Origin of the sequence: Brevundimonas mediterranea, from assembly GCF_014196125.1 — a bacterium.
Taxonomy (GTDB): Bacteria; Pseudomonadota; Alphaproteobacteria; order Caulobacterales; family Caulobacteraceae; genus Brevundimonas; species Brevundimonas mediterranea.
Genome location: NZ_JACIDA010000001.1, coordinates 1,253,578 through 1,276,771, shown reverse-complemented (window position 1 = coordinate 1,276,771; position 23,194 = coordinate 1,253,578). Strand labels below are relative to the sequence as shown.

Below are 23,194 nucleotides of genomic sequence, written 5' to 3'. Positions count from 1 at the left end.
ATGAGGGGGCAGGGGCTATGATCTTTCGAAACGCACTGATCGCGGCGGGGCTGGCCGCTCTGGTGTCCGGCCCCGTCCTGGCGCAGGAGGCGGCCGTTCCGCCGCCCCCGCCCGGCCCGACCGAATGGCGCGCCGTCGCCCCCGACAATCTGCTGGTCATCGACACGACCAAGGGGCGGATCCTGGTCGAGCTGGCGCCCGAAATCGCCCCCGCCCATGTCGAGCGGATCAAGCTGCTGGCCTCGCGCGGCTTCTACGACAATCTGGCCTGGCACCGGGTCATCGACTGGTTCATGGCCCAGACCGGCGACCCCCTCGGCACCGGCGACGGCCAGAGCTGGTATCCCGATCTGAAGGCCGAGTTCACCTTCCGGCGCGGGCCGGACATGGGCTTCACCCCCGTGGCGGCGCCGGCCGGGGCCCTGGTCGGCTTCTATCATTCCGTTCCGGTCCAGACCCAGCCCGACGCCCTGATGGCTGGCACGACCGACCGCAAGGTTCACGGCTGGGGCCTCTATTGCCCGGGCGTGGCGGGCATGGCGCGGGACGAGGGCAATGACACCGCCAACAGCCAGTTCTTCCTGATGCGCCAGGCCTATCCCGCCCTGGACAAGCGCTACACCGTGTGGGGCCGCGTCGTCGTCGGGCTGGAGGTCGTTCGCGCCCTGAAGGCCAGCCCCGAATCGAGCGGCATCGTCGCCGATCCCGACCGCATGACCCGCGTCCGCCTGGCCTCCGACCTGCCCGCCGCCGAACGCCCGGCGGTTCAGATGCTGAACACCGCTTCGCCGACTTTCCGCGCCTTGATCGACCAGGCCCGCCAGGCCAAAGGGGCGGACTTCTCGGTCTGCGACATCGACGTGCCGGTGCGGCTGGCCACGGCGGGCTGAGCCCTTATTTTTTCTGAATTATCTAAACAGACAGTAGGTTAGGCCGCCGCCGGTCCCCGGCCGCGACCCCGACGCCGCCTGCGCCGTTTGGGCGGCTTCTTGTCCTCGCGCATCTGCTGCAACAGCAGGCCTTCGCGCAGACCCCGATCGGCGACCCGGACCCGCTCCGACGGCCAGGCCCGCTGGATGGCCTCCAGGATCGCCGCCCCGGCCAGCACCAGATCGGCCCGATCCGGCCCGATACAGGCCTCCTTGGCCCGGCCGTCCGGCCCCAGGGCCTTCAGCCGCTCCGCCGCCGCCTCGCAGTCGCCGCGCGTCATCCACAGGCCATCGACCCGGTCCCGATTGTACCGGGGCAGGTTCAGGTGGATGCCCGCCAGACTGGTGATCGCGCCGGACGTCCCGATCAGATGGGCCCGGTCCCGCCGCAGCAGGTCCAGCATGCCCGGGTCCTCGATCCCGCCGCCGGCCAGGGCCGCGCCCATATCGGCGACCATGGCCTCGTACCAGTCTTCGCCCGCGCCTTCCGGTTCCGGATGCCGCTCCGCCAGGGTGACGACCCCCAGGGCCGCCGACATCCAGCCCGTGGTCGTCCAGTCCGACCCCTCGCGCTTCAGCCAGGACAGTTCGGTCGAACCCCCGCCCACGTCGATGATCACCACCCCCTCGGCCCGGGGGTCGATCAGGTTCAGACAGCCCTCGACCGCCAGCCGCGCCTCTTCCGCCGGATCGATGATCCTCAGCCTCAGCCCGGTTCCCTTGCGCACCCGATCAATGAACTCGGCCCCGTTCTCGGCCGCCCGGCAGGCTTGGGTGGCGACCGCGCTCAGCCGGACCGACTCCACGCCCTTCCTGACGATCCGGTCGGCGCACAGGGCCAGGGCGTCATAGGCGCGGTCCATCGCGCGAGGGTCCAGCCGTCCCGTCCGGGACAGGCCTTCGCCCAGCCGCACGATGCGGCTGAAGCTGTCGACCACCCGAAAGCCGTCGCGGGACGGCCGCGCGATCAGCAGCCGGCAATTATTGGTCCCCAGATCGAGCGCGCCATAGAGTTGCGCATCCCGACCCGACGCATCCCGCTCGCGGGAAGGCTGGGACCGCTCGTCGCGCCGTCGGGGCGCGCCGTGGGTCTCCGGCATGGGCCGTCATTCCGATGTGGGCGGTCCAAAGCGGCGCCCGTCCCGATCAACCTAGCCCGCTAAGATCGTCCGCGCCAAGCCATTCTGTCAGGAAGATGAACAGGCCTGCGTGGATCAGGGTCATCGGGCCAAGCGTAACAAGATCACATGACCCAGGTTCACACAGCCCGTTTCGCCATCGGCCAGATCGTCCGCCACCGCGACGACGCCTTCCGGGGCGTGGTGATGGACGTCGACCCCGCCTACGACGGCCCGGCGATCGACACGGGCGCGGTCTCTCCGGACCAACCCTTTTACCGCGTCTTCGCCCTCGGCGAGGGCGGCGGCTTCGTGGCCTATGCCGCCGAAGGCGTGCTGGAGGACGGCGAGTCGGTTCTGCTGCCCGACGACGCCCAGCGCTGGTTCACCGTCGATGCTGAAGGCCATCACGCGCCCCTGAACGAAGCCATTCACTGACCAGGCCTTTGAACGGGCGCCGAGCGGGCGTTAGGATAGGGCAAAAGAGGAGCGTCCCATGTCCGACTTCGAACACGTCTTCGAACAGCCGCCCGAGGGTGCGGCCGCCGACTGGACCATCCCCCAGAACTGGGCCGCCTATACCGAGGTCGAACACCAGACCTGGGATACCCTGTACGCCCGTCAGATGAAGATCCTGCCCGGCCGCGCGTGCGACGCCTTCCTGCGCGGCCTGGACTCGCTGGACCTGAACGCCGGCGGCATTCCCGACTTCGACGTCATCAATCCCAAGCTTCAGGCTCTGACCGGCTGGACCGTGGTCTGTGTGCCCGGCCTGGTGCCGGACGAGGTCTTTTTCGACCACCTGGCCAACCGTCGTTTCGTCTCGGGTCAGTTCATCCGGAAGCCGGACCAGCTGGACTATCTCCAGGAACCCGACATCTTCCACGACGTCTTCGGCCATGTCCCCATGCTGACCGACCCCGACTTCGCCGCCTATATGGAGGCCTATGGCAAAGGCGGGCAGCGCGCGGCGGGCCTGGGCATGCTGCCGAACCTGGCGCGGCTGTACTGGTATACGGTCGAGTTCGGCCTGATGCAGGAGGCCGGAGCCTTACGCATCTATGGCGCCGGGATTGTCTCGTCGGCGACCGAGAGCGTCTTCGCTCTGGAAGACCCGTCACCGAACCGGCTGGGCTTTGATCTGGAACGGGTGATGCGGACCCTCTACCGGATCGACGACTTCCAGCAGGTCTATTTCGTCATCGACAGCCTGGAAGCGCTGAAGGACGAGACCCTGAAGGACTTCGGCCCGATCTATGACGCCCTGAAAGGTCAGGCCGATCTGCCGATCGAGACCGTCCTGCCCAGCGATCAGGTCTTCACCCGCGGCACCCAGGCCTATGCGGCCAAGGGCGGGCGGTTCGCGGCCTAGGTCTGCTGGAACGGATAGAAGCCGCCGCCCAAATCCAGAATCGCCGTCAGTTCATCCAGCGCGCTCCGGCTCTCGTCCAGCAAGGCCGGATCGGCGAGGTCGGCGGGGCGCAATTCGTCGCGGTACCAGCGCGCGCCCCATGTCTTGAGCCGAGCGTGCAGCGCGTTCGTCAGGCGCATTGCCGGATTGGTTGCGGCCAGCTCGGCCTCGGTCAGCACAACGCGCAGGCGCAGGCATGCGGGACCGCCGCCGTTGCGCATCGACTGGCGCACATCGACATACTGGACCCGCCCGATGGGACCGTTGGAGGCGGCGAGGGATTGCGCCACCGCATGGCTGCGCGGGTTCTCGCGGGTCTCGGTCGGACAGATCAGGGTCAGGCGGTCTTCGCCCGGAATCTGGATCAGCATCGAGTTGAACAGATAGGAGCTGATGGCGTCGGCCAAGGGCAGATCGGCGGACGACACCTCGACGAAGATCGGCTCGAACAGGCCCTCGGCCGCGCGACGGATGGCGGTCTGGGTTCCGGCAGTGTCCTCGAAGGCGAGGTCGTGGAAGAACAGGGTGTCCAGCGCCCCCACGCAGACCACGTCGTTGTGGAAGGTGCCGCCGGCGATGGCGGCTTTCGACTGTTGGGCCAGGACGACGCCGCTGGCGCCGTGGCGACGACCGACGGCCTGGGACGCCTCGCGCGTCTGGCGGGCGGGGTAGGGACCGTCCCAGGGCGTGAAGGCCTCGCGCCCCCAGACAAGCAGATTGACGCCCGGCGCCCCATGCTCTGCGCACAGACGCACATGGTTGGCGGCGCCTTCATCGGCCAGATGAGCCACGGAGGGCAGGGCGTCGTGGACGGCGAAATGATCGGCGGCGGGGAACAGGGCGTCCAGCGCCCGCTTCGTCTGCTGATGCTCCAGCGACCGGTGCAGGTTGGTGATCAGATTGGCGGGGGTGAAATGCACCCGGCCGTTGGCGGCGTCGGCGCTGGGCGTCACGGTCGCGGCGTTGGCGGCCCACATGGGCGAGGCCGAGCAGGCGGCGGCGGCGAAGGACGGCGCATCCTTCCACGCCCGCTCCAGCACCTGGGCGTCCGACCCTGTGAAACCCAGGGTCCGCAGGAAGGGGATGTTCGGCCGCTCGTGCGGCGGCAGGACGAACTGGGGCAGGCCCAGGTCCGCCAGGGTCTTCATCTTGTCGAGTCCCTGCAGCACCGCCGCGCGCGGGTTGGATGCCTCGCCCTTGTTCAGGCTGGAGGCCAGATTGCCGGGCGACAGACCGGCGTAGGAGTGCGTCGGCCCGATCAGGCCGTCCGCGTTGGCTTCGACGGCGTGGGTCATTCGGCCCTCTCCCCTTGCGGCTGAGGGTCCTGCAGGCGGCCGACAGCGAGAAACCCCTCATCCGACCCGCTGCGCGGGCCACCTTCTCCCGCAAGGGGAGAAGAAATCACGACCGTAGTCCCTTGATCTCGCCCTCGATGTTCGCGACCGCGTCCGCCTCGAAGCTGGCCACCGGATATGCGCAGTAGTCGGCGGCGTAATAGGCCGACGGCCGATGGTTTCCGCTGGCGCCCAGGCCGCCGAACGGCATGTCGCCGGCCGCGCCGGTGGTCGGACGGTTGAAGTTGACCACGCCGGCGCGGATGCGACGGATGAAATGGTCCCAGTTTTTCGGATCGTCGCTGACCAGGCCCGCCGACAGACCGTAGCGGGTCGCATTGGCCGCCTGGATCGCGGCGTCGAAGCTCACAACCCGCGTAACCGACAGGAAGGGGGCGAACATCTCCTCGTCGGGGACGTCGATCCCGGTCACGTCGATGATGGCGGGCTTGACGAAGGCGCCGGGCAAATTGGCGACGGGACCGGAGGCGCGGACGACCTTGGCCCCCCTGTCGATCCGGTCCTGCAGAGCCTTCAACGCCGCCTCGGCGGCGCGGGCCGAGATCAGCGGTCCGGCGTAGGGTTCGGGGTCGCTGTCCCACGGGCCGAAGACCAGGCGGTCGGATAGGGCGGCGATGGCTTCGATGATGGCGTCGCCCTGCGCTCCCTCCGGCACGATCAGGCGTCGGGCGCAGGAACAGCGCTGGCCAGTGGTGATGAAGGCGGACTGCACCGCTATGCCCGCTACGGCTTCGGCGTCCGCCGCATCCCAGACGACCAGAGGATTATTGCCGCCCAGCTCCAGCGCCAGGATGACGTGCGGATCGTCGGCGAACTTGCGACGGAAATGGGCGCCGGCCGCGCCGGAACCGGTGAACATCAGGGCGTCGATCCCGGCGTCGAGGAGGGCCGCGCCGGTCTCGCGTCCGCCCTGGACGACATTGACCACGCCGGTCGGCAGGTCTGCGGCGGCGAAGGCCTCGGCCATGACCTGGCCGACCAGGGGCGTCTCCTCCGACGGCTTGAAGACGACCGCATCCCCGGCCAGCAGGGCGGGGACGATATGGCCGTTGGGCAGGTGGCCGGGGAAGTTGAACGGGCCCAGCACCGCCGCCACGCCGTGCGGACGGTGGCGCAGGGTCGCGCGGCCGAAGGCGGTGTCGCTGGTCCGTTCGCCGGTGCGTTCGTCATAGGCGCGGATGGAGATGTCCACCTTGCCGACCATGGCGGCGGCCTCGGTCTTGGTCTCCCACAGCGGCTTGCCGGTCTCGCGGGCGATGGCCTCGGCGATCTGGGGCGCGCGGTCCTTCAGCACGGCCTGATAGCGTTTGACCGCGTCGATCCGGTCCTGGCGCGGCCGGTCGGCCCAGTCGGGGAAGGCGGCGCGGGCGGCGTCCACGGCGGCCTGGACCTGAACGGGGCTGGCGGCTTCGCCTTCCCAGTTCACGGCTTCGGTGGCGGGGTCGGTGGAGTTGAAAATGGTCATGCCTCTATTCCAGTCCGCTCATCACGATTTCACCCGCACGCTGGCGCCGCTCTGGACCTTCAGGGTCGCAGCAGTCTCGGCGCCGATGCGAACCGTGTCGCCGTGGATGTCCGCCTTGGCGCGGACGGCGCGGAAGGCGGCGATGCTGTCGGTCGAGATCAGGGCCGGCAGTTCGGCCTCGACCCGGTCGGTGATCTCGACCGTCAGGCGGCGCGCATCGCGCACGGTGCGGATATTGTCGCGCCCGCACGACACGGTCGGACCGGCGTCGAAGATGTCCACCAGCCCATTGGGCCGAAACCCTTCGCTTTCCAGCAGGGCCATGGCCGGCACGCCCTGGGGGTGGACCTTGCCGATCACGGCGCGCGCCGGCTCGGGCAGAAGCTCGGTATAGATCGGGTGGCGCGGGGCCAGGTCCAGGATGAACTGTTTGTCGGTCGATCCGCTCATCCGGTCGGCGTGATCGAACTCCATCGGAAAGAACTTGTGCGCCACATGATCCCAGAACGGACAGGCGCCGTCAGGGGTGAAGACGCCACGCAACTCGGCCAGCACATTTTCCGCAAACAGCTCCGGCTGGGCGCCGATCAGCATGTAGCGCGACTGGCTCAGCAGGCGCCCCGCCCCGCCCTTCCTCCGATCGGCCTTGAGGAACAGCGACCCGACCTCGGTCCAGCCGGTGCATTCATTGACCAGCACCAGGGTCTGGTGATCCAGCTTGACCCCCAGGGACGGCGACGAGGCCGTGTTGTTGACGATGCGGAACGAGAAGAAGGGCCGTTTCAGCCCCACGGTCGCCTTGACCGATCCGACCCCGTCGATGTCGCCGGTGTCGCCGTCTTCCAGCATCAGGGTGTACCAGGCCTCCTGCGGCGTGACCTCGCCCCGGAAACTGGCCTGACTCAGCTCCAGCCGTTCGGCCAGGGCGTCGGGATCTTCCGGCAGGCTGGTGAAGCCGGGGCCGGACAGGATGGCCAGCTCCAGCAGATAATCGAGATCGGCAGGGCCGGCGGGACGGACGACGAGCATTCAGAGGGTTTCCATCCGCAGAGCTTTCAGTTTAGCCGCGTCGATCTCGCCCGAGGCGATCTTGCACAGGATCAGGGCGCTGAGCTGGGCGCGTTCGACGAAGCTGTCGGGCCAGGCGAACTCCTGGTCCGAATGGATCTCGCCGCCCCGGACGCCCAGGGTGTCGATGTTGGGCAGGCCGGCGGCGTGGAGGTTGTTGCCTTCGCAGACGCCGCCCGAGGGCTTCCAGGCGATGGGCTGGCCCAGCAGGGCGCCGGCTTCCTTCACCGCCTCGAACAGGGCGGTCTGGGCGGCGTCCATCGGCTTGGGGGCGCGGGTGAAGCCGCCGTGCAGGTCCAGGGTCAGCCCCTCGAACGGCGGTGCGGCGGCGATGGCGCGGACCGAGGCGTCGATCCAGTCGGCCGCCGCCTTGTCCGGCACCCGCACATTGAACCGCACCACGGCGTTGTCGGCGACGACGTTCAGGGCGCCGCCGCCTGAGATCTTGGCGACATTGACGGTGACCCCGTCCCTCTGGCCGTTCAGTCCGTGCAGGGCGGCGGCGATCATGGCCGCGCCGGCGACGGCGTTGCGGCCCTCCTCGAAGGCGCGGCCGGCGTGAGCGGCCTTGCCCGTCACGATCAGATGATAGTTGCCGCTGCCTTTGCGCGCCCCGGCCAGGGTGCCGTCCGCCAAGGCCGGTTCATAGGTCAGGCCCACATGCCCCCGCGCGCCCAGTTCGGCCAGCAGGGGGGCCGAGGCGGGCGAGCCGATCTCCTCGTCCGGGCTCAGCAGCACGGTCCAGCCGACGCCGTGCCGGTCGGGGTGGGTCTCAAAGGCTTCGAGCGCCGCCAGCAGAACGCTGATCCCGCCCTTCATGTCGGCCACGCCAGGGCCGTTCAGGGCGCCGTCCGCGCGCGTGGTCACGGTCTGGAACCGGCTGTCGGCGCCGAAGACGGTGTCGTAATGCCCGGTCAGGACCACCTGGATCGGCGCCGCCGGCCGCGTCGTGATCTTCAAAGCGTCGGCATGGGCCTCGGTCCGCACCGATCCGTCGTCGGCGACGCTGGTCGAACCCTGGGTGGCGATTCGTTCGACGACGGCGCCGGGCAGTCCCCTAGCCACGGCCTCCAGCGCGTCCAGCACGGCGTTCAAACCGGCGGCGTTGCGGCTGCCGGAGTTGATGTTCGCCCAGTCGATGGTGCGGCCGATAATCGCCTCGCGTCGCGCGGCGACGTGGTCGAGGACGGCCTGGTCCGTGGTCAGAATCCGCATCGGCCGGACCCTAGCCGCCACGACGGCAAAGGTGAAGGTCAAGGCCCTCAAGTCGGGCCGATCATGACTAGGCCTTGATCGATCAAGTCGTTCAGGCTTTTGGTTGCCCGCGAAACAAGAATGGCTTCATGACGCGTTCGACGATCGATCTCTGGCTGCGGGCGATGAATCCGTTCGTCCTGCCGCGCGGCATGGCCGAGGCCCAGCGGTCCGCGCGGGGCATGGTCGTCGGTCTGGTCATCGCCCTGGTCGTGGGCCTGGTCCCCACTTGGTGGATGTTCCACTCGGGCTGGTTCGCGACCGCGATGAACGAAGAATACAGCCGCATGAACCTTACGGCTGCTCAGCTCGCTACTCAGCGCGCGGTGATGGAGACCATGTGGCCCTATATGATCGGCTTCGGCGCGATTTTTTCCGTCGTCCTGTACGGGGTGCTGGCCGCCGTCCAGTGGCGGATGATGACCCGGGCCATTCCCCTGATCATGCTGGCCCTGGTCGCCTACAGCCTGGTCGCCAACATCGGGATGCGCCTGCTGGACAGCTTCCGGGGGCCCGAACTGCCGTTGTGGATCATGCTTCTGGTCTGGCCGGCGACGCTCGTCTCGGCCGTCATCTATGTCGCCGCCCTTCAAGGGGCGATGATGCTGCACCGTCTGCGGCGGGAGCCCTGACGCTAGTTCCGGTTCGGGCGGCGGTCGGTGCGCTGGCCGGGTTCGCGGCTTTCGCGGCGCCAGCGGATCGACAGGCTGGTGTCGCCCTGGCCGCTGAACTGCGAGCTGATGGCCAGGTTGCGACGCGGTTGCCATTCGACCTTCACGGCCGCCCCGCCTTCGCCGCCGCCGATGACCTCCAGATAGACGTTGTCGGTGATGTAGCGACCGCCGGCGACCGTCACGGCCGAGGCCTGGCCGCCGAACGACAGACGGTCAAGCCCGGCCAGCTCGCGCAGGTTCCCGATCACGTCGAAGCCGCCGCCGCCCGCCAGGGCCGCGACCCCGGCGGCCAGTTGCGCCGCCTCGAACGGCGACAGTTGCGAGGCTGAACGGCCGAACAGCACCTGGGACAGGATTTCGTCCTGGGGCAGGGCGGGGGTGGACGTCAGGGCGATCTTCGGCTGGTCGGCCGTGCCGGTCACGTCGATGGAGGCGGTCAGGGCCGTATCCTCACGCGTCGCCGACAGGTTCAGGCGGATCTGTTTCGGATCGGTCGACAGGGTCACGCGGCCGGTGTCGTCGAAGATGAATCGCTTGCCCGCGAACTCGTAATCGCCGCGCACCACATTGGCCGTACCGGTCAGTTGCGGCTGGGCGATGGTGCCCCGCACCCGGGCGTTGACGTCGAGCACGACGTTCAGGCCGCGGCCGCTGACCCGCACCTTGCCGCCGGTCGAGCGAAGACCGATGTCCAGCCCGATCTGCGGGCCACGTTGACGGGCCTCGGTCTCGACCGGGTCGCCGCCGGGGCGATTGATCTCGACCACGTCCATCGAGACGATGCCGGTGGCGCCGGGCACTTCCGGCTCGATCCGGGCCTCGTCGATATTCATCTGGCCCGACAGCTGGATGTTGCCGTCCTGACCGCGAACAATGGTGATCGGACCCGAAGCGCGGGCCTCGCCGATATCGTTGTCGATGACCCGGAACCGCGTGAGGTCCAGCCGCGCCGTCGAGCCCGAGCCTTCACGCAGCCCGATCCGGCCCTGGCCGGCGACTGTGCCGCCGGCGGTGTCATTGGCAGTGAAGGTCTCGATCAGTGCCGTGGTGTCGTCGAAACTTGTCCTCAGAGTCAGGTCGCCCAGGACCAGGCCGACCGCCTTCTCGCGATAGGAGCCCTGGGTCAGGTCGAAGCGCCCGTTCAGGCGCGGCGCGGCCAGGGTGCCGCCAAGGGTCGCCTGACCCGCGACCTGGCCCGCCAGGCTGCGGTCGCCGCCCAGGAACAGGTCCCAGATCGGCTGGATCTGGCCGTTGATCGAAACATTGCCGGACATGGGCCGCTGGCGGGCGATGGCCAGACGCAGCGGGGCGGCCGAGGCCTCGACCGGCAGAACGACATCGGCGGCCGCTTGGACCGCGCCCTCGTCGGACGCCGTCGCCTTGATCGTCAGGCTGTTGTTGATCAGGGTCGCGTCCAGCCGGCCGTCGACCGAAAGCCCGCTGGGGGCGTCGATGCTGCGGACGTCCGCCAGGGTGACGTTGGCCGACCCGGACAGGTCGTCGCCCGCGCCGCGCAGGGCGACCCGCCCGGTAGCGCGACCACGAAGATTGGGCGACAGGGTCTGCAGGTCCACGCTGGTCAGGTCGGCCTGGATGATCGCCGTGCGGGCGTCCTGACGCAGATCGGCCAGCAGCACGCCGCTGCCGACGCCCAGGTCGAGGTGGGCCGACCGGCTCTCGCCGTTCAAGGTGATCGTCGCGGCGCTGCGGGTGGTGAAGGCCACCTCGCGCACCCGGCCGCCGCCGCGCAGGGTCAGGGTCTGGGCGGCCCCGCGCCGCGAATAGACGCCTGTGCCGTTGAACTGGGCAGGAACGCCGCCGCCGACGTCCAGCGCCAGGGTGAAGGGCAGGTTGTCCAGCGTGCCGCGGCCGTCCAGGTCGATTGTGCGGATGTTCCAGCTCTGGCCGGCCAGGCGGATGTTGCGGCCGCTGACGTCCAGGATGGCGCTTTCGGATCCGCCGCCTTCGGTCAGACGAATGCGGCCGTTGGCCTCGCCCGACGCCAGGAAGGCGCCGGTGCGGGCGGTGAAGGTCAGGTCCGCGCTGGAGGGGACGTTGTTGGACAGGGCGATCGCCCCCTGGGCGGTCACCCCGCCGGCGTTGACGTCCAGATCGCTCAGCCGGATCCGCTGACCGCCCAGGAAGAAGTTCCCGGACGCCCGGGCCGGGCCGTAGTTCGAACCGCTGGTCACAGTGATCCGGCCGTCCGACGCATCCGCGCCCTTGCGGAAACTCAGGATCAGGTCGGCCTGGGTCAGGGTCAGGGCGCCGGCCGTGACCCTGTCGAACCCGGCGGTCAGATCGACGCGCGGCTGGGATAATGTGCCGGTCAGGGCGCCGCGCCCGTTCATGTCGCCGCCGATCTCGACCGGTCCGACGGCGAAGGGGCCGCGCGCGTTCCAGTCCAGCGCCAGCCGCAGCCGGCCGTCGGTCTCGATCAGGCCCTTGGCCCCGGCGCGACCGGCCGCCCCGGTCAGTTCGCCGCGATCCACCTCGATCCGGTTCCCATTCAGCTTGCCGGTCAGTTGCAGGCGGGGCGTGCGGCCCAGCAACCGGTTCAGTTCGTCCATTCCGACCGTCAGATTGCGGCCCCGGCCGTCGAAGGTCAGCACCCAGGGCGCGCCCGTTTTGGCGGACGAGGCGCGGATCGGGCCGCCAAAGGCGCCCCTGGCGTCGGGCAGGACGCGCGAGGCGTCGGTCAGTTGCGCATCGCCGCGGAAGCCCATGCCGCCCAGCAGATTGCGCGAGCCCGAGCCCTTCAGCGTCAGCCCCTGGCCTTGAAGATCAAGTTTTTCCAGCAACAGGGCGCCGTCCTTCATCCGGGCGGCCTCCATCTGCACGCGCGGCGTCGCGCCCAGCAGGCCGCCGATCAGCCCTTCGCTCGAACCGCCAACGGCGCGGATGTCCCCGTCCAGATCGATCCGGCCGTCCTTGACCTGGACGTTCAGCGGACCGGCCAAGCGGGTGGCGCGATAGCTGGCCAGATTGGCGTTCAGCAGGCTGGCCTGACCTTCCAGGGTCCAGGTCTCGGCGTCGCCCTTGAACAGGCCCGAATAGGCGGCCGGCCCGCCGACATCGGACCCGACCAGACGGCTCAGCGAGACGGTCTGGAGATCCAGCCTGATTCCATCGGGCGAACTGCGATCCGACATGCGGATCAGACCGCGCGCCTCGGACGCGACATTGTCCGACATCAGCTTCCAGCCCACGCCCTGGAACGCCTTGTCCTTGGCCGGAACCATGGCGAAGCCGAACCGGGCGGTGCGGCCCACGCGCTGAACAAAGGGTTCGAACAGGTCCGATCCGCTGAAGTCGAGGAAGCCCGAGACGCGCGAGCCGTCTTCGCCGAAGCGGCCATCGACGGTCAGGGGCGTGAACTGGCCGGTCTGGACCTTGGCGTGGACCATGTCGGCGTTCACCACGGCCACGGCCGAGAAGGGCAGGTCGGGCGAATAGCCCAGGGAGCCGGCCAGCGGCCCGCCCTGAGCCTCGTTGGCGCGCAGATTGACGCGCGTCTCTTCCAGCTTGCCGCCGAAGGTCGCCGCCAGCCGCAGATAGTCGCCGGGACGGTTCAGGCTGTCGGCGTTGACGGTGGCGTTTTTGGCGCCCCGGCGGGGCAGGGCGATGTCGCCCGTCAGGTTCCACCGGCCGTATTCCTTCGAAAAGCCTTCCAGCAGTTCGACCCTGGCGGAGAAGCGGTCGATATCGACGTCGATGGGTTGGGGGCCGCCGGGTTCGCCGCTGGGGGCGTCCAGAACCGGCCGGCGGATCAGCTGGATCACCTCTGCGCTGATGTCGGTGGCGTGGAATCGGCGGGTGATCAGCGGCCAGTAGGACCAGTCCACCCGCACATTGCGGGCGTCCAGCCAGACGCCGTCGCGGTCGGTCACCGTGACCCGGTCCAGGGTGAAGTCGTCGAACAGGTCGCCCTTCAGTCCATAGACATTGATCCGACCATAGCGGCTGATCTTCTGACCCTGGACGAAGCCGGTCACCAGGTCGCGCCCGCCGTCCGAGACGATGTACATCCGCCCGCCGATCAGGGCGATGACCAGCAGCACCAGCAGGCCGCCGACCACGCCGCCGGCGATCAGGGCCAACAGCTGCAGCAGGCTGCGCTTCTTGCGAACCTCGGCGGCGGATTCTGCCGGCGGCGCGGCGTCCTGCGTGTTTTCGGGCGGGGCTTCGGTCAAAACGCCTGCCCGATGCTGATGTAGATCTGGAAGGCGGAATCGCCCTCGCGCTTGTCCAGCGGCACGGCGATGTCGGCGCGGATGGGACCGAACGGCAGCTTGTAGCGGACGCCCAGGCCCGCGCCGTAGCGCATATTGGTCAGGTTCGGCGTCTCCTGGAAGCCGACGGCGCCCGCATCGACGAAGGCGACGGCCTGGAAGCTCTGACCGATGTCACGACGAACCTCCAGCGAGGTCTCGAACAGCGACAGGCCGCCGCGCGGGGTCAGGTCGGGCAGTTTGGGATTGACGCTCTGATAGGAGTAGCCGCGCACCGATCCGCCGCCGCCCGAGTAGAACAGACGGTCCGACGGCACGCTCAGCTCGCCGCCGCCGATGATCGAACCGATGCGGAGACGGCCGGCCAGAACCGTGCGCGCCCCGTCCTGGAGCGGCAGATAGGCCGTGGCCTGGGTTTCGCCGCGCAGGAACAGGATCGTGTCCTGGCCGGTCACGGCGGTCGGCTGGACCGAGGCGGTCACGCGCCAGCCCTGGGTCGGATTTAGCGGGTCGTTGGAGTTGTCGATATAGGCGCTGGTCCGCCCGGTGATGATGGCCAGATCGCGATCAAAGCTGACCGCACGGGGCGGGATGGAGGTGTAGTCGTACCGGATCTCGTTGTACCGGCCGGCGTCCAGCCCGACGCCATAGTTGAAGTAGGAGGTCTTGCCGATCCGCTGCTGAAGTTCGGCGGCCAGCACCAGGGCGGTGCGGTCGTAGGCGTCGGTGTCTTCCTTGACCACGCCGGCGCTCAGCTTCAGCGTCCGACCGGGCTTGCGCCAATGGGGCAGGGACAGATCGGCGCCGATACGGCTGTCGATATCGGCCAGCCGCGTTTCCAGCCTCAGGGTATCGGCGCGGCCGAAACGGTTGTAGCGGGTCCAGATCAGATCGACACCCGCGCCCTCGGCCGTGGACCAGGTGGCGCCGGCCTCCAGCACGCGGCGCGGCCGGTCCTGCAGATTGACGATGATGGGGCGGTGCCCGTCGGCGTTGGTCTGGTCGACGGGCGCCAGGGCGACGCCGACCCCGTCATAGACCCCGGTGTCCAGCAGCCGGCGTTCCAGTTCGGCCACCTGGTCGGGATCATAGCGATCGCCCTCGGTCCAGGGGGCCAGGCCCGCGACCCAGGCCGGATTGGTGCGACCGGTCCGGGGCATGACCACGCCGTCCAGCAGAACGAGCCGGCCCGAGTCTATGCGGTATTCCGGGGCGACCGTGAAGGCGGCGTGATCGACCACGACGCGGCGCGGATCGGCCTTGGCGTCGGCGTAGCCGTCGCGGACCAGGGTGGCGACCGCCCGGCCTTCGCCGGAGATGACGTCCACCGCCCGTCCGGGGGCTCCCGCCTTCAAGCCTATGGCCTTCAGGGCGTCGGCGGCGCTTTCGGCGTCAGGCGCGGGATCGGTCCAGGTAATCGTGGGCTGGGTCAGCAGGAAGCGGCGGCCAGGCTGGACGTCCACGATGGCCGACGGCCGATCCTCGCCCTCGACCACGTCTTCCAGCACGGGCTGGTAATAGGCCTCGGAACGCAGCAGGGCCTCGGCCGCCGAAAGGGCGCCCTGAGCGCGGCGACGGGCTTCGAAACGGCTTTCCGGGGCCCCATCCACCTCGCCGACCGCACGTTCCAGCATGCGGCGCAGTTCGGCGTCCATGTCGCCGCGGATCTGGGCGCGAGGATCGGCTGAGGCGGCCTGGGCGGAAAGGCTGCAGGTCGCCAGCGCAGCGAGAAACAGGGTGGGCCGGAACGTCAAACTCTAGCTTTCGTCAAGGGCGCGGACTCCAAGTCGGCGTCTCGGTACGCCCTTGCATCCTGATGTGGCGGCGAAGCGGCGCGCCTCAGTAGAACAGGGTTTCGCTTTCCGGCTGAACCGACTGTTCGGACGTCCGCTCTTCCGGCGGAAGGGGGGCTGGCGCCGGCGCCGGCGCCGGATCGGTCACTTCAGGCGCCACGACCGGCTCGGCCGAATCCTCGGCGGCGGGAGCCTGTTCTTCGACCGGAGGGGCGTCGGCATAGTCATCCTGCGATCTCGATTGGTAGTCGTCGCAGCCCGCAAGCACCAGCGCGCCCAGCGCCGTCGCGGTCAGAACGAAGATCGAGCGTCTCATCAGAAATAGTTCCCCGGATATCGTCCGTTGCAACGCCCTCGGCGCCGCCTCGTTCCCATAGCGCGGAAAACTTCAGGGGTCATCCCGCCTCTTGCTCCAGACCGCCTCGCCCAGGGAGGTCAGGGGCGGGACGGGCGGCGTTGACGGTTCGGCGCCGTCGAAGCGGGGCGCGGGAGCGGGCAGGCCGTTCCGGAAGGTCGCCCGGTCGCGATTGTGCGGATGATCCGGCGCCTCCGCCAGGCTGAGAACGGGCGTCACGCAGGCCTCGGTCCCGGCGAAATGCGTCGTCCAGTCGTCCCGGTCCCTCGCCGCGAACAGGGCGGCGAACCGGTCGTGCAGGGCGGCCCAGCCGGTCCTGTCATGCTGAGGCGCTTCGGATGGATCGATCCCAAGGCCCGCCAGCAGGGCGGCGTAGAAGCGCGGCTCCAGCGCCGCGACCGCGACGAAGCCGCCGTCCCGACAGGCGTAGCAGCGATAGAAGGGCGCGCCTCCGTCCAGCAGATTGGCTCCGCGGCGCTCGCTCCAGAGCCCTTGGCCGCGCAGGGCCTGGAACAGGCCGCCCAACAGGGCCGTCCCGTCGGTCATGGCGGCGTCCACGATCCGGCCCCGTCCCGTGGTCCTGGCCTCCAGCAGGGCCGCCAGCACCCCTGTCGTCAGCATCATCGCCCCGCCGCCGTAATCGCCGACCAGATTCAGCGGCGGGGGCGGCGGGCGGTCCGCCTCGCCCATGGCGTGCAGCACCCCCGACAGGCCGATATAGTTCAGGTCGTGCCCCACGGCGTCGGCCAGCGGCCCGGTCTGGCCCCAGCCCGTCACCCGACCGAAGACCAGGGCCGGGTTGCGGGCGTGCAAAACCTCGGGGCCATAGCCCAGCCGTTCCATGACGCCGGGCCGAAATCCCTCAATCACCGCGTCCGCGCCCTCGGCCAGACGCAGAATTCGGTCGCGGTCGTTCTCGGACTTCAGGTCCACCGGCACGGCGGACCGCCCCCGATGCAGCAGGGCCCCGCCCACCTCGGCGAAAACGGGGGCGCCCGCCGAGGCTGCGCGGGTCAGACGCAGGACCTCGGCCCCCATGTCGGCCAGCATCAGGCCGGCGAACGTCACAGGCCCCAGGCCGTCGAATTCGAGGATGCGCAGTCCGTTGAGCGGTTTCATTCGCATTGAGTAGCAGACCCGGTCTTGACCGGAAGGGCGGATTGCAACAGAAGGCGCCCTTCGACGGTTCGGGCTCGCCCCGGACGTCGCGCGGTGCGTCCTTAGCTCAGTTGGTTAGAGCATCTGACTTTTAATCAGAGGGTCCTCGGTTCGAGCCCGAGAGGACGTACCATTTTCTCCTGATCCGGAGCGCCCATGCCCCAGCCCCTCTTCTTTGCAGTCGAGACGGGCGGGACCAAGGTCGTGTGGCGCATCGCCGATGCGGCGGGCGTCGTGCTGGACGAGGGCCGGTTCGTGACCGGGCGGCCTGAGGCGGCGGTCGAGGCCCTTGTGGCTGCGGCGGCCGAAAGGCCGGTCGCCGGTCTGGGCGTCGCCAGTTTCGGGCCTCTGGTGGTCGATCCGGCCTCGCCCCAGCGCGGGCTGATGCTGGCCACGCCCAAGCCGGGCTGGACCGGGTTCAATCTGTCCAGGGCCCTGGCCGACCGTCTGGGCGCCCCGTTCGCCGTGGATACCGACGTCAACGCCGCCGCCGTGGCCGAGGCCCGACTGGGCGCCGGCCGGGGGGCGCGGGCCGTGGCCTATGTCACCGTGGGTACCGGAATCGGCGGCGGCCTGTGTGTGGACGGCCAGACGCTGAAGGGGGCGCTGCATCCGGAGATCGGTCATCTGTTCGTGCGCCGGGCCGAGGGCGACGTCCAGGCCAGCGCCTGCCCCTTCCATGCCGATTGCGTCGAGGGGCTGGCGGCCGGGCCGGCGGTGCAGACGCGGCTGGCGGGGCGAGGCCTGGAAGACGCGGATGAGGTACGGGCTGTGGTCGCCGACTATCTGGGGCAGTTGGTCGCCGGGCTGGTGTTCGCCTGGGCGCCGGATCGGATCGTGCTGGGCGGCGGCGTCATGTCCACGCCGGGCCTGATCGCCGAGGTCGAGGCGGCGGCGCGACGCCGGGTCAACGGCTATGGATCGGCGGTGGTGATGGGCGAGGGCGGCTATCTGGTGGCGGCCGAGCGTGAGCACGCCGGGCTGGATGGGGCGATGCTGATGGCGCTGGACCTGGCCGCCTGATCGCGGATAAACGCCGCCCAAGGTCGCGGGGGTTTTGATCGCGACGGCCGGGCGTGGTCTAAGAGCCGGATGAAGCCGATCCTCCCTTTGGCCCTCGCGGCCGTCCTGCTCGCCGGCTGCAACGCCGGGCGTTCGGCCATGAGCGGCGCGGAACAGGTCGGGGCGGGGCTGGGCGACGCCGTCACCGCCCCGCTGGACGATTTCAACCTGCGGCGTCAGCTGATTCCGACGGTGCTGTTGCAGGCCGAGGCCAATCCTTATGACCTGCGCAATCTGAATCAGTGCTCGACCATCGGCGCTGAGGTGGCGCGGCTGGACGAGGCCCTGGGGCCGGATACGGACGAGCCGCCACGCCAGGACGGCTCGTATCGCAGCGAACAGGCGGCCGATGCGGCGGCCAGGGCGGCCCTGGACGCCATTCGCGGGACGACGACCGATTTCATCCCCGGACGAAGCTGGATCCGCCGTCTCAGCGGCGCCGATCAGCACAGCCGCCATGTCCAGTCGGCCATCCAGTCGGGGCGGATGCGTCGCGCCTTCCTGAAGGGGATCGGCATGCAGAGGAACTGCGCTCCGCCGGCGGCGCCGAGCTGGTTCCGGCCGAAGCGGTAGGGGAACCGTATGCGCACCGGGTCTACCGACGGGATCTAACGTCTGCCGGCAGGCCGGCGCTTGTCGGTGCGATCGCCTCTGATGTGTACCGCGCCGTCCTTGGCGAAGGCCTCGAAGGACGATTTGTCGATGTTGCGGAACTCGCCGGTCCGGTCCCATTCCCAGTCGAACGAGATCCGTTCGCCCTTGTGCGCGAACTTGCCGGACCAATGGGCGAAGAATGAGTATTTGTCGCCGCCGATGATGATGACGTGGCGGTGCCGGGCCGTCTCGTTCCCCGCGTCGCGGGGCGGCTCTTCCAGATAGGTGTTGTAGGCGTGGAAGCCCGACTTCTCGACGCGCATGGTCAGTTCGACACGTGCCGCGCGTGGAAGTCGCGCCGGAACTGTTCGAAGCGGCCTTCCGAAATCGCGGCGCGCATGGCGGCGGTCAGGGCCTGGTAGAAGGCGATATTGTGCCAGCTGAGCAGGACCTTGCCGAGGATTTCGTCGGCGCGGATCAGGTGGTGCAGATAGGCCTTTGAATACTGCGACGACGGCCCGTCGATGGCAGGGTCGAGCGGATCCTGGTCCTCGGCGAAGCGGGCGTTCTTCAGGTTCAGCGGACCGTCCCAGGTCCAGGCCTGGCCGTGGCGGCCGGCGCGGGTCGGCAGGACGCAATCGAACATGTCCACGCCGCGATACACCGCCTCGACCAGGTCGATCGGCTTGCCCACCCCCATCAGATAGCGGGGACGGTCGGCGGGCAGCATCTCGGGCGCATAGTCCAGCACCGCGCACATGGCCTGGTGGCCTTCGCCCACGGCCAGACCGCCGATGGCGTAGCCGTCGAAGCCGATTTCACGCAGCTGGTCCGACGACTGGCGGCGCAGGTCCTCATAGGTCGAGCCCTGCTGGATGCCGAACAGGGCCTGGGTCTCGCGCTCGCCGAACCGGGCCTTGGAGCGCGCGCCCCAGCGGATCGACAGTTCCATGGCCTTGCGGGCGGCGTCCTTTTCGGCCGGATAGGCGACGCACTGGTCCAGTTGCATCGAGATGTCGGCGCCGATCCGGTCGGCCTGGATCTCGATCGAGCGTTCCGGCGTCAGGACGTGTTTGGAGCCGTCGATGTGGGAGGAGAAGGTCACGGCCTCTTCCTTCACCTTGGAGATGCCGGCCAGGGACATGACCTGGAAGCCGCCGCTGTCGGTCAGGATCGGCTTGTCCCAGCCCATGAATTTGTGGAGACCGCCCAGACGCTCCATCCGCTCGGGGCCGGGGCGCAGCATCAGGTGATAGGTGTTGCCCAGGATGATGTCGGCTCCGGTCGCCTTGACCTGATCCACCGTCATGGCCTTGACCGTCGCCGCCGTGCCGACGGGCATGAAGGCCGGGGTGCGGATGTCGCCGCGCGCGGTCTTCAGCACGCCGGTGCGGGCGCGGCCTTCTTTGGCGGAAATCTCGAAGGGGAAGGGCATCAGGCGATCAGTCGTTCAAGCCGTTCGACGCGCGCCAGATCCTTGGGGCGGCCGAACAGGCGGTAAAGGGCGATATGGTCCCGAATGTCGGGCACGAACAACGGGACGTCGTCGATGAAGACCCGACGCCGCGAAGTAAAGACGACCGGCCGCCATTCGGCGCCGTCGCGGGTCTCAAGGTCGGCCATGACCTCGACCAGGATCGGCTGATCCGGGGCGCGGCCGAAGACGGCCGAGCGGAACAGACCCTCGCCCGGATCGGCCACGACCTGGCCGTCCAGCGCCGCCAGCAGGGCGCGGGCGTCGCGCGGCGCGCACAGGACGTCGATGTCGGGCACATGCAGGTCGGTCAGGCCGTACAGGGCCATGGCCGCCCCGCCGAAGATCCACCAGGGCTCGCGCAGATCGCGCGCGGCCTCGCCAACGGCGATCAGGCCGTCCTGGAGATCCTGCGGAAGGTCGCTTTGGAAGTCGTCGAGGGACAAGGGGGGCTCGTTTTCGTCAGCAGGCGGCATTTAAGGGGTTGGGCGGCGGAAGGCTACAGACATGCGGCGTCATCCTCGCGCTTTCGCTGCGAAGTTATGGAGGGCTGGGCGGGGCGCCGGGCCTTCGCCCGGAGCTTTGTGTTTTGGTTACCGTTTCGACGAAGGTTTGACGCCCCGCGCGGGTGGTTGGCCTGCAAGCTCGGGGCGCCGAGCGGTGGCGGTCTTATCGCCTAACCCCATAAGCCTGCGACGGGTCGGCAGGGTCTGCGAACCCTGTCCCGAGTGCGGCCGAGTATCCCCCTCGACCCTCCGCCGACGTCCTGAGACATCGTCGGCGCGGAGGAATTTCACCCCCGCTCCCGTTCCATCCGCTCCCGCCGCCGCAAGGTCGCAGGCCTTACGAGCCCTCCAAGCGACGAGACCGGGCGTGATTATAGGGGACGGGGAAACCCTGGCGGGGAAGTTGGAGCGAGAATCTGGCAAGCGTTTGGAATCATTGGAGTGAGACCAGCGTCATTGTGACAGTTGGGCAGAGAAGGTCGTCGCTCAGATCTTCCCCCGCTCGCGGGGGAAGTGTCAGGTCGTGGCGCGCAGCGACACGCTTGACGATGGGGGAAGTCTTCTTTTTAGCGACACTCCCCTCTCCGACCCTGGTTCGCTTCGCGAACGCCGGGCCACCTCTCCCGCAAGCGGGAGAGGGTCTGGGGTTAGCCCCGGAACAGCAGGCTGCCGTCGCCGTAGGAGTAGAAGCGGTAGCCGTCGGCGACGGCGTGGGCATAGGCGGTCTTCATCGCAGCCCGGCCGGCGAAGGCGCTGACCAGCATGAAGAGGGTGGAGCGGGGCAGGTGGAAGTTGGTCATCAGCACGTCGACGGCGCGGAAGCGGTATCCGGGCGTGATGAAGATGGCGGTGTCGCCGTGGAAGGGGCGGATCTCGCCGGCCTCGGTCGTGGCGGATTCCAGCAGGCGCAGCGAGGTGGTGCCGACGCAGACGATGCGGCCGCCGGCGGCGTGGACGGCGTTCAGGGCGGCGGCGGTGTCCGGCGAGACCTCGCCCCATTCGCTGTGCATTTTGTGGTCGGCCAGGTCGTCGGCCTTGACCGGCAGGAAGGTGCCGGCGCCGACGTGCAGGGTGACGGCGTGGGTCGAGACGCCCCTGGCCCGGATGGCGTCGAGCAGGACGGGGGTGAAATGCAGTCCCGCCGTGGGGGCGGCGACCGAGCCGTCGTGTTCAGCGAAGACGGTCTGATAGTCCGACCGGTCGCGGTCGTCCTCGGGCCGTTTGGCGGCGATATAGGGCGGCAGGGGCATGACCCCGACGTCGCGGATCGCGTCGTCCAGCGCCGGGCCGGACAGGTCGAACTTCAGGGTGATCAGGCCGTCTTCGCCCTTGTCGGCCACGGTGGCGTCGAGACGGCCCAGATCGCAGGCGGCGTCGGCTTCCTGTCCGAAGCGGATGCGGTCGCCGGGCTTGATGCGTTTGCCGGGCTTCATGAAGGCGGACCAGACGTCGGGGGCGTCGCGGTGGTGCAGGGTGGCCTCTACGGCGACGGTCAGGGTGTCGCCGTCCGGCCCGGGATTGGGGTTGGGACGGGTGCGGACGCCCGACAGGCGGGCGGGGATGACGCGGGTGTCGTTGAACACCAGGGCGTCGCCGGGCTGCAGGAAGTCGGGCAGGTCGCGGATGATGCGGTCGTCCAGGGCGCCGTCCTTGACCACCAGCAGCCGGGCGGAATCGCGCGGATCGGCGGGGCGCAGGGCGATGCGGTCCTCGGGCAGGTCGAAGTCGAAATCGGCGGTCTTCATCGGCGGGGCAAAGGCCATGAGCGGGGCGGGGGGTCAAGTGCGGCGACCGGTGAACCTCCGCTCCGCTGCGGTGTTGATGGGGCATGAAAACCCTCGCACTCCTCCCGTCCGTCCTCATCGGCGCCGTCGCCAGCGCCCGCTCCATGACGCCCATGGCCGCCATAGCCGGGGCGCGGCTGGCGCACCGGAAAACGCCCGGGCGGCTGGTGCTGCTGGATCACCCGCTGTTCAAGTTCGGCGGTCTGGCCATGGGGGTGGGCGAGCTGTTCGGCGACAAGATGAAGTCGGCGCCGGACCGGACGGTGTTCCTGGGCCTGCTGGCGCGGGTGATGAGCGCGGGGATCGCCGGGTCGGCTTTGGCGCCGCGCGGGCGTGAGAAGCTGGGGGCGGCGCTTGCGGTTGGGACGGCCGTGCCGTTGGCCTATCTGGGGCTGGCGGGACGCAAGAAGGCGATGGTGCGGATCGGGCAGACGAAGAGCGGCCTGATCGAGGATGCGATCATCGTGGCGGCCGGGGCTGCGGTGGTGAGCTGGGCGGTTGGAGCGTTCGACCGAGGGCGGTGAGCGGGTATGATAGGGGCCAAATAATCAGGAGCCCTCCCATGATCACCCGCATCCAGCCCAGCGCTCGTATGAGCGAAGCCGTGGTTCACGGCGACACCGTCTATCTGGCCGGCCAGGTCGGAGAGCCCGGCGATGATGTGATCGCCCAGACGAAGACGGCGCTGGCCGAGGTCGACGCCCTGCTGGCCCAGGCGGGCAGCGACAAGTCCAAGATCCTGATGGCCCAGATCTGGCTGGCCGACATCGCCGATTTCGACGCGATGAACAGCGTCTGGGACGCCTGGGTCGATACGGCCAATCCGCCGGCCCGCGCCACGGGCGAGAGCCGGCTGGCCTCGCCGGACTACAAGGTCGAGGTGATCGTCATCGCCGCCAGGGGCTGACGGGGCGGGGGATAAGGCGGTTGACCCGGCGGTTTGCAGACTGCAAACCGCCGAC

21 protein-coding genes and 1 tRNA gene are annotated in these 23,194 nt (G+C 69.1%); 9 read left to right on the top strand and 13 right to left on the bottom strand.

Annotation, left to right across the window (positions count from 1 at the left end):
• Nucleotides 1-17 precede the first annotated feature (17 nt).
• Nucleotides 18-890: a peptidylprolyl isomerase gene (locus GGR11_RS06380; RefSeq protein WP_183195894.1), complete on the top strand. Its 873-nt coding sequence runs from the start codon at nt 18-20 to the stop codon at nt 888-890.
• A 38-nt stretch (nt 891-928) separates the two neighbouring features.
• Here the strand turns inward: GGR11_RS06380 and GGR11_RS06375 are convergent, their stop codons facing one another.
• Nucleotides 929-2,029, bottom strand: coding sequence for a Ppx/GppA phosphatase family protein (locus tag GGR11_RS06375; RefSeq protein ID WP_183195893.1), 1,101 nt, complete (start codon nt 2,027-2,029; stop codon nt 929-931).
• Nucleotides 2,030-2,176: 147 nt separating this feature from the next.
• On the opposite strand from GGR11_RS06375, the gene hspQ reads away from it, so the two are divergent.
• Both hspQ and phhA read left to right on the top strand, forming a co-directional pair.
• Nucleotides 2,177-2,485 carry a heat shock protein HspQ gene (gene hspQ / locus GGR11_RS06370; protein ID WP_183195892.1) on the top strand — a complete coding sequence of 103 codons (309 nt, stop codon included), beginning with the start codon at nt 2,177-2,179 and terminating at the stop codon, nt 2,483-2,485.
• A gap of 58 nt (nt 2,486-2,543) precedes the next feature.
• Complete coding sequence (phhA, locus tag GGR11_RS06365; protein ID WP_183195891.1) at nt 2,544-3,419, top strand: phenylalanine 4-monooxygenase; 876 nt, start codon at nt 2,544-2,546, stop codon at nt 3,417-3,419.
• Here phhA and astB read toward each other — a convergent pair.
• The 4 genes from astB to GGR11_RS06345 all read right to left on the bottom strand — a co-directional run bounded on the left by astB (nt 3,416) and on the right by GGR11_RS06345 (nt 8,561).
• On the bottom strand, nt 3,416-4,753 hold the full coding sequence (gene astB, locus GGR11_RS06360; protein ID WP_183195890.1) for an N-succinylarginine dihydrolase: 1,338 nt from the start codon (nt 4,751-4,753) through the stop codon (nt 3,416-3,418). The genes phhA and astB overlap by 4 nt on opposite strands.
• A 106-nt stretch (nt 4,754-4,859) precedes the next feature.
• Complete coding sequence (astD, locus tag GGR11_RS06355) at nt 4,860-6,278, bottom strand: succinylglutamate-semialdehyde dehydrogenase (RefSeq protein ID WP_183195889.1); 1,419 nt, start codon at nt 6,276-6,278, stop codon at nt 4,860-4,862.
• 21 nt (nt 6,279-6,299) lie between these two features.
• Nucleotides 6,300-7,307, bottom strand: coding sequence for an arginine N-succinyltransferase (locus tag GGR11_RS06350; RefSeq protein WP_183195888.1), 1,008 nt, complete (start codon nt 7,305-7,307; stop codon nt 6,300-6,302).
• Nucleotides 7,308-8,561, bottom strand: a complete 1,254-nt coding sequence (locus GGR11_RS06345) for a hydrolase (RefSeq protein ID WP_183196397.1) — start codon at nt 8,559-8,561, stop codon at nt 7,308-7,310.
• 128 nt (nt 8,562-8,689) lie between these two features.
• Between GGR11_RS06345 and GGR11_RS06340 the strand changes: the two genes are divergently transcribed.
• Nucleotides 8,690-9,232, top strand: coding sequence for a hypothetical protein (locus tag GGR11_RS06340; RefSeq protein ID WP_183195887.1), 543 nt, complete (start codon nt 8,690-8,692; stop codon nt 9,230-9,232).
• Nucleotides 9,233-9,234: 2 nt separating this feature from the next.
• Here GGR11_RS06340 and GGR11_RS06335 read toward each other — a convergent pair whose 3' ends face one another.
• The 4 genes from GGR11_RS06335 to GGR11_RS06320 form a co-directional block, all read right to left on the bottom strand.
• Entirely contained in the window at nt 9,235-13,467 is a 4,233-nt protein-coding gene (locus GGR11_RS06335; protein WP_183195886.1) for a translocation/assembly module TamB domain-containing protein, read from the bottom strand.
• Nucleotides 13,464-15,260, bottom strand: a complete 1,797-nt coding sequence (locus tag GGR11_RS06330; protein WP_183195885.1) for an autotransporter assembly complex protein TamA — start codon at nt 15,258-15,260, stop codon at nt 13,464-13,466. The genes GGR11_RS06335 and GGR11_RS06330 overlap by 4 nt, the downstream gene beginning before the upstream one ends.
• An 85-nt stretch (nt 15,261-15,345) precedes the next feature.
• Nucleotides 15,346-15,615 (bottom strand): hypothetical protein, encoded by a 270-nt coding sequence (locus tag GGR11_RS06325; RefSeq protein ID WP_008258639.1) that lies wholly within the window; start codon nt 15,613-15,615, stop codon nt 15,346-15,348.
• A 72-nt stretch (nt 15,616-15,687) separates the two neighbouring features.
• Nucleotides 15,688-16,773, bottom strand: a complete 1,086-nt coding sequence (locus GGR11_RS06320) for a CaiB/BaiF CoA transferase family protein (protein ID WP_246331579.1) — start codon at nt 16,771-16,773, stop codon at nt 15,688-15,690.
• 95 nt (nt 16,774-16,868) lie between these two features.
• On the opposite strand from GGR11_RS06320, the gene GGR11_RS06315 reads away from it, so the two are divergent.
• The 3 genes from GGR11_RS06315 (at nt 16,869) to GGR11_RS06305 (ending at nt 18,447) form a co-directional block, all read left to right on the top strand.
• Nucleotides 16,869-16,945, top strand: a tRNA-Lys gene (locus GGR11_RS06315).
• A gap of 23 nt (nt 16,946-16,968) precedes the next feature.
• On the top strand, nt 16,969-17,835 hold the full coding sequence (locus tag GGR11_RS06310; protein ID WP_183195883.1) for an ROK family protein: 867 nt from the start codon (nt 16,969-16,971) through the stop codon (nt 17,833-17,835).
• 69 nt (nt 17,836-17,904) lie between these two features.
• Nucleotides 17,905-18,447, top strand: coding sequence for a hypothetical protein (locus tag GGR11_RS06305; RefSeq protein ID WP_183195882.1), 543 nt, complete (start codon nt 17,905-17,907; stop codon nt 18,445-18,447).
• Between the two features lie 35 nt (nt 18,448-18,482).
• Here the strand turns inward: GGR11_RS06305 and GGR11_RS06300 are convergent, their stop codons facing one another.
• The 4 genes from GGR11_RS06300 to queA all read right to left on the bottom strand — a co-directional run bounded on the left by GGR11_RS06300 (nt 18,483) and on the right by queA (nt 22,193).
• A complete protein-coding gene (locus GGR11_RS06300; RefSeq protein WP_183195881.1) occupies nt 18,483-18,791 on the bottom strand; it encodes a hypothetical protein in 309 nt (102 codons plus the stop codon).
• Between the two features lie 2 nt (nt 18,792-18,793).
• Nucleotides 18,794-19,906, bottom strand: coding sequence for a tRNA guanosine(34) transglycosylase Tgt (gene tgt, locus GGR11_RS06295; RefSeq protein WP_183196396.1), 1,113 nt, complete (start codon nt 19,904-19,906; stop codon nt 18,794-18,796).
• Nucleotides 19,903-20,388, bottom strand: coding sequence for a hypothetical protein (locus tag GGR11_RS06290; protein WP_246331577.1), 486 nt, complete (start codon nt 20,386-20,388; stop codon nt 19,903-19,905). Before GGR11_RS06290 ends, tgt begins: the two co-directional genes overlap by 4 nt.
• A gap of 707 nt (nt 20,389-21,095) precedes the next feature.
• A complete protein-coding gene (gene queA, locus GGR11_RS06285) occupies nt 21,096-22,193 on the bottom strand; it encodes a tRNA preQ1(34) S-adenosylmethionine ribosyltransferase-isomerase QueA (protein ID WP_183195879.1) in 1,098 nt (365 codons plus the stop codon).
• Nucleotides 22,194-22,276: 83 nt separating this feature from the next.
• Between queA and GGR11_RS06280 the strand changes: the two genes are divergently transcribed.
• Together GGR11_RS06280 and GGR11_RS06275 are read left to right on the top strand one after the other, a co-directional pair.
• Nucleotides 22,277-22,756 carry a hypothetical protein gene (locus tag GGR11_RS06280; RefSeq protein ID WP_183195878.1) on the top strand — a complete coding sequence of 160 codons (480 nt, stop codon included), beginning with the start codon at nt 22,277-22,279 and terminating at the stop codon, nt 22,754-22,756.
• Nucleotides 22,757-22,794: 38 nt separating this feature from the next.
• Nucleotides 22,795-23,139, top strand: coding sequence for a RidA family protein (locus GGR11_RS06275; RefSeq protein ID WP_183195877.1), 345 nt, complete (start codon nt 22,795-22,797; stop codon nt 23,137-23,139).
• Nucleotides 23,140-23,194: the final 55 nt, after the last annotated feature.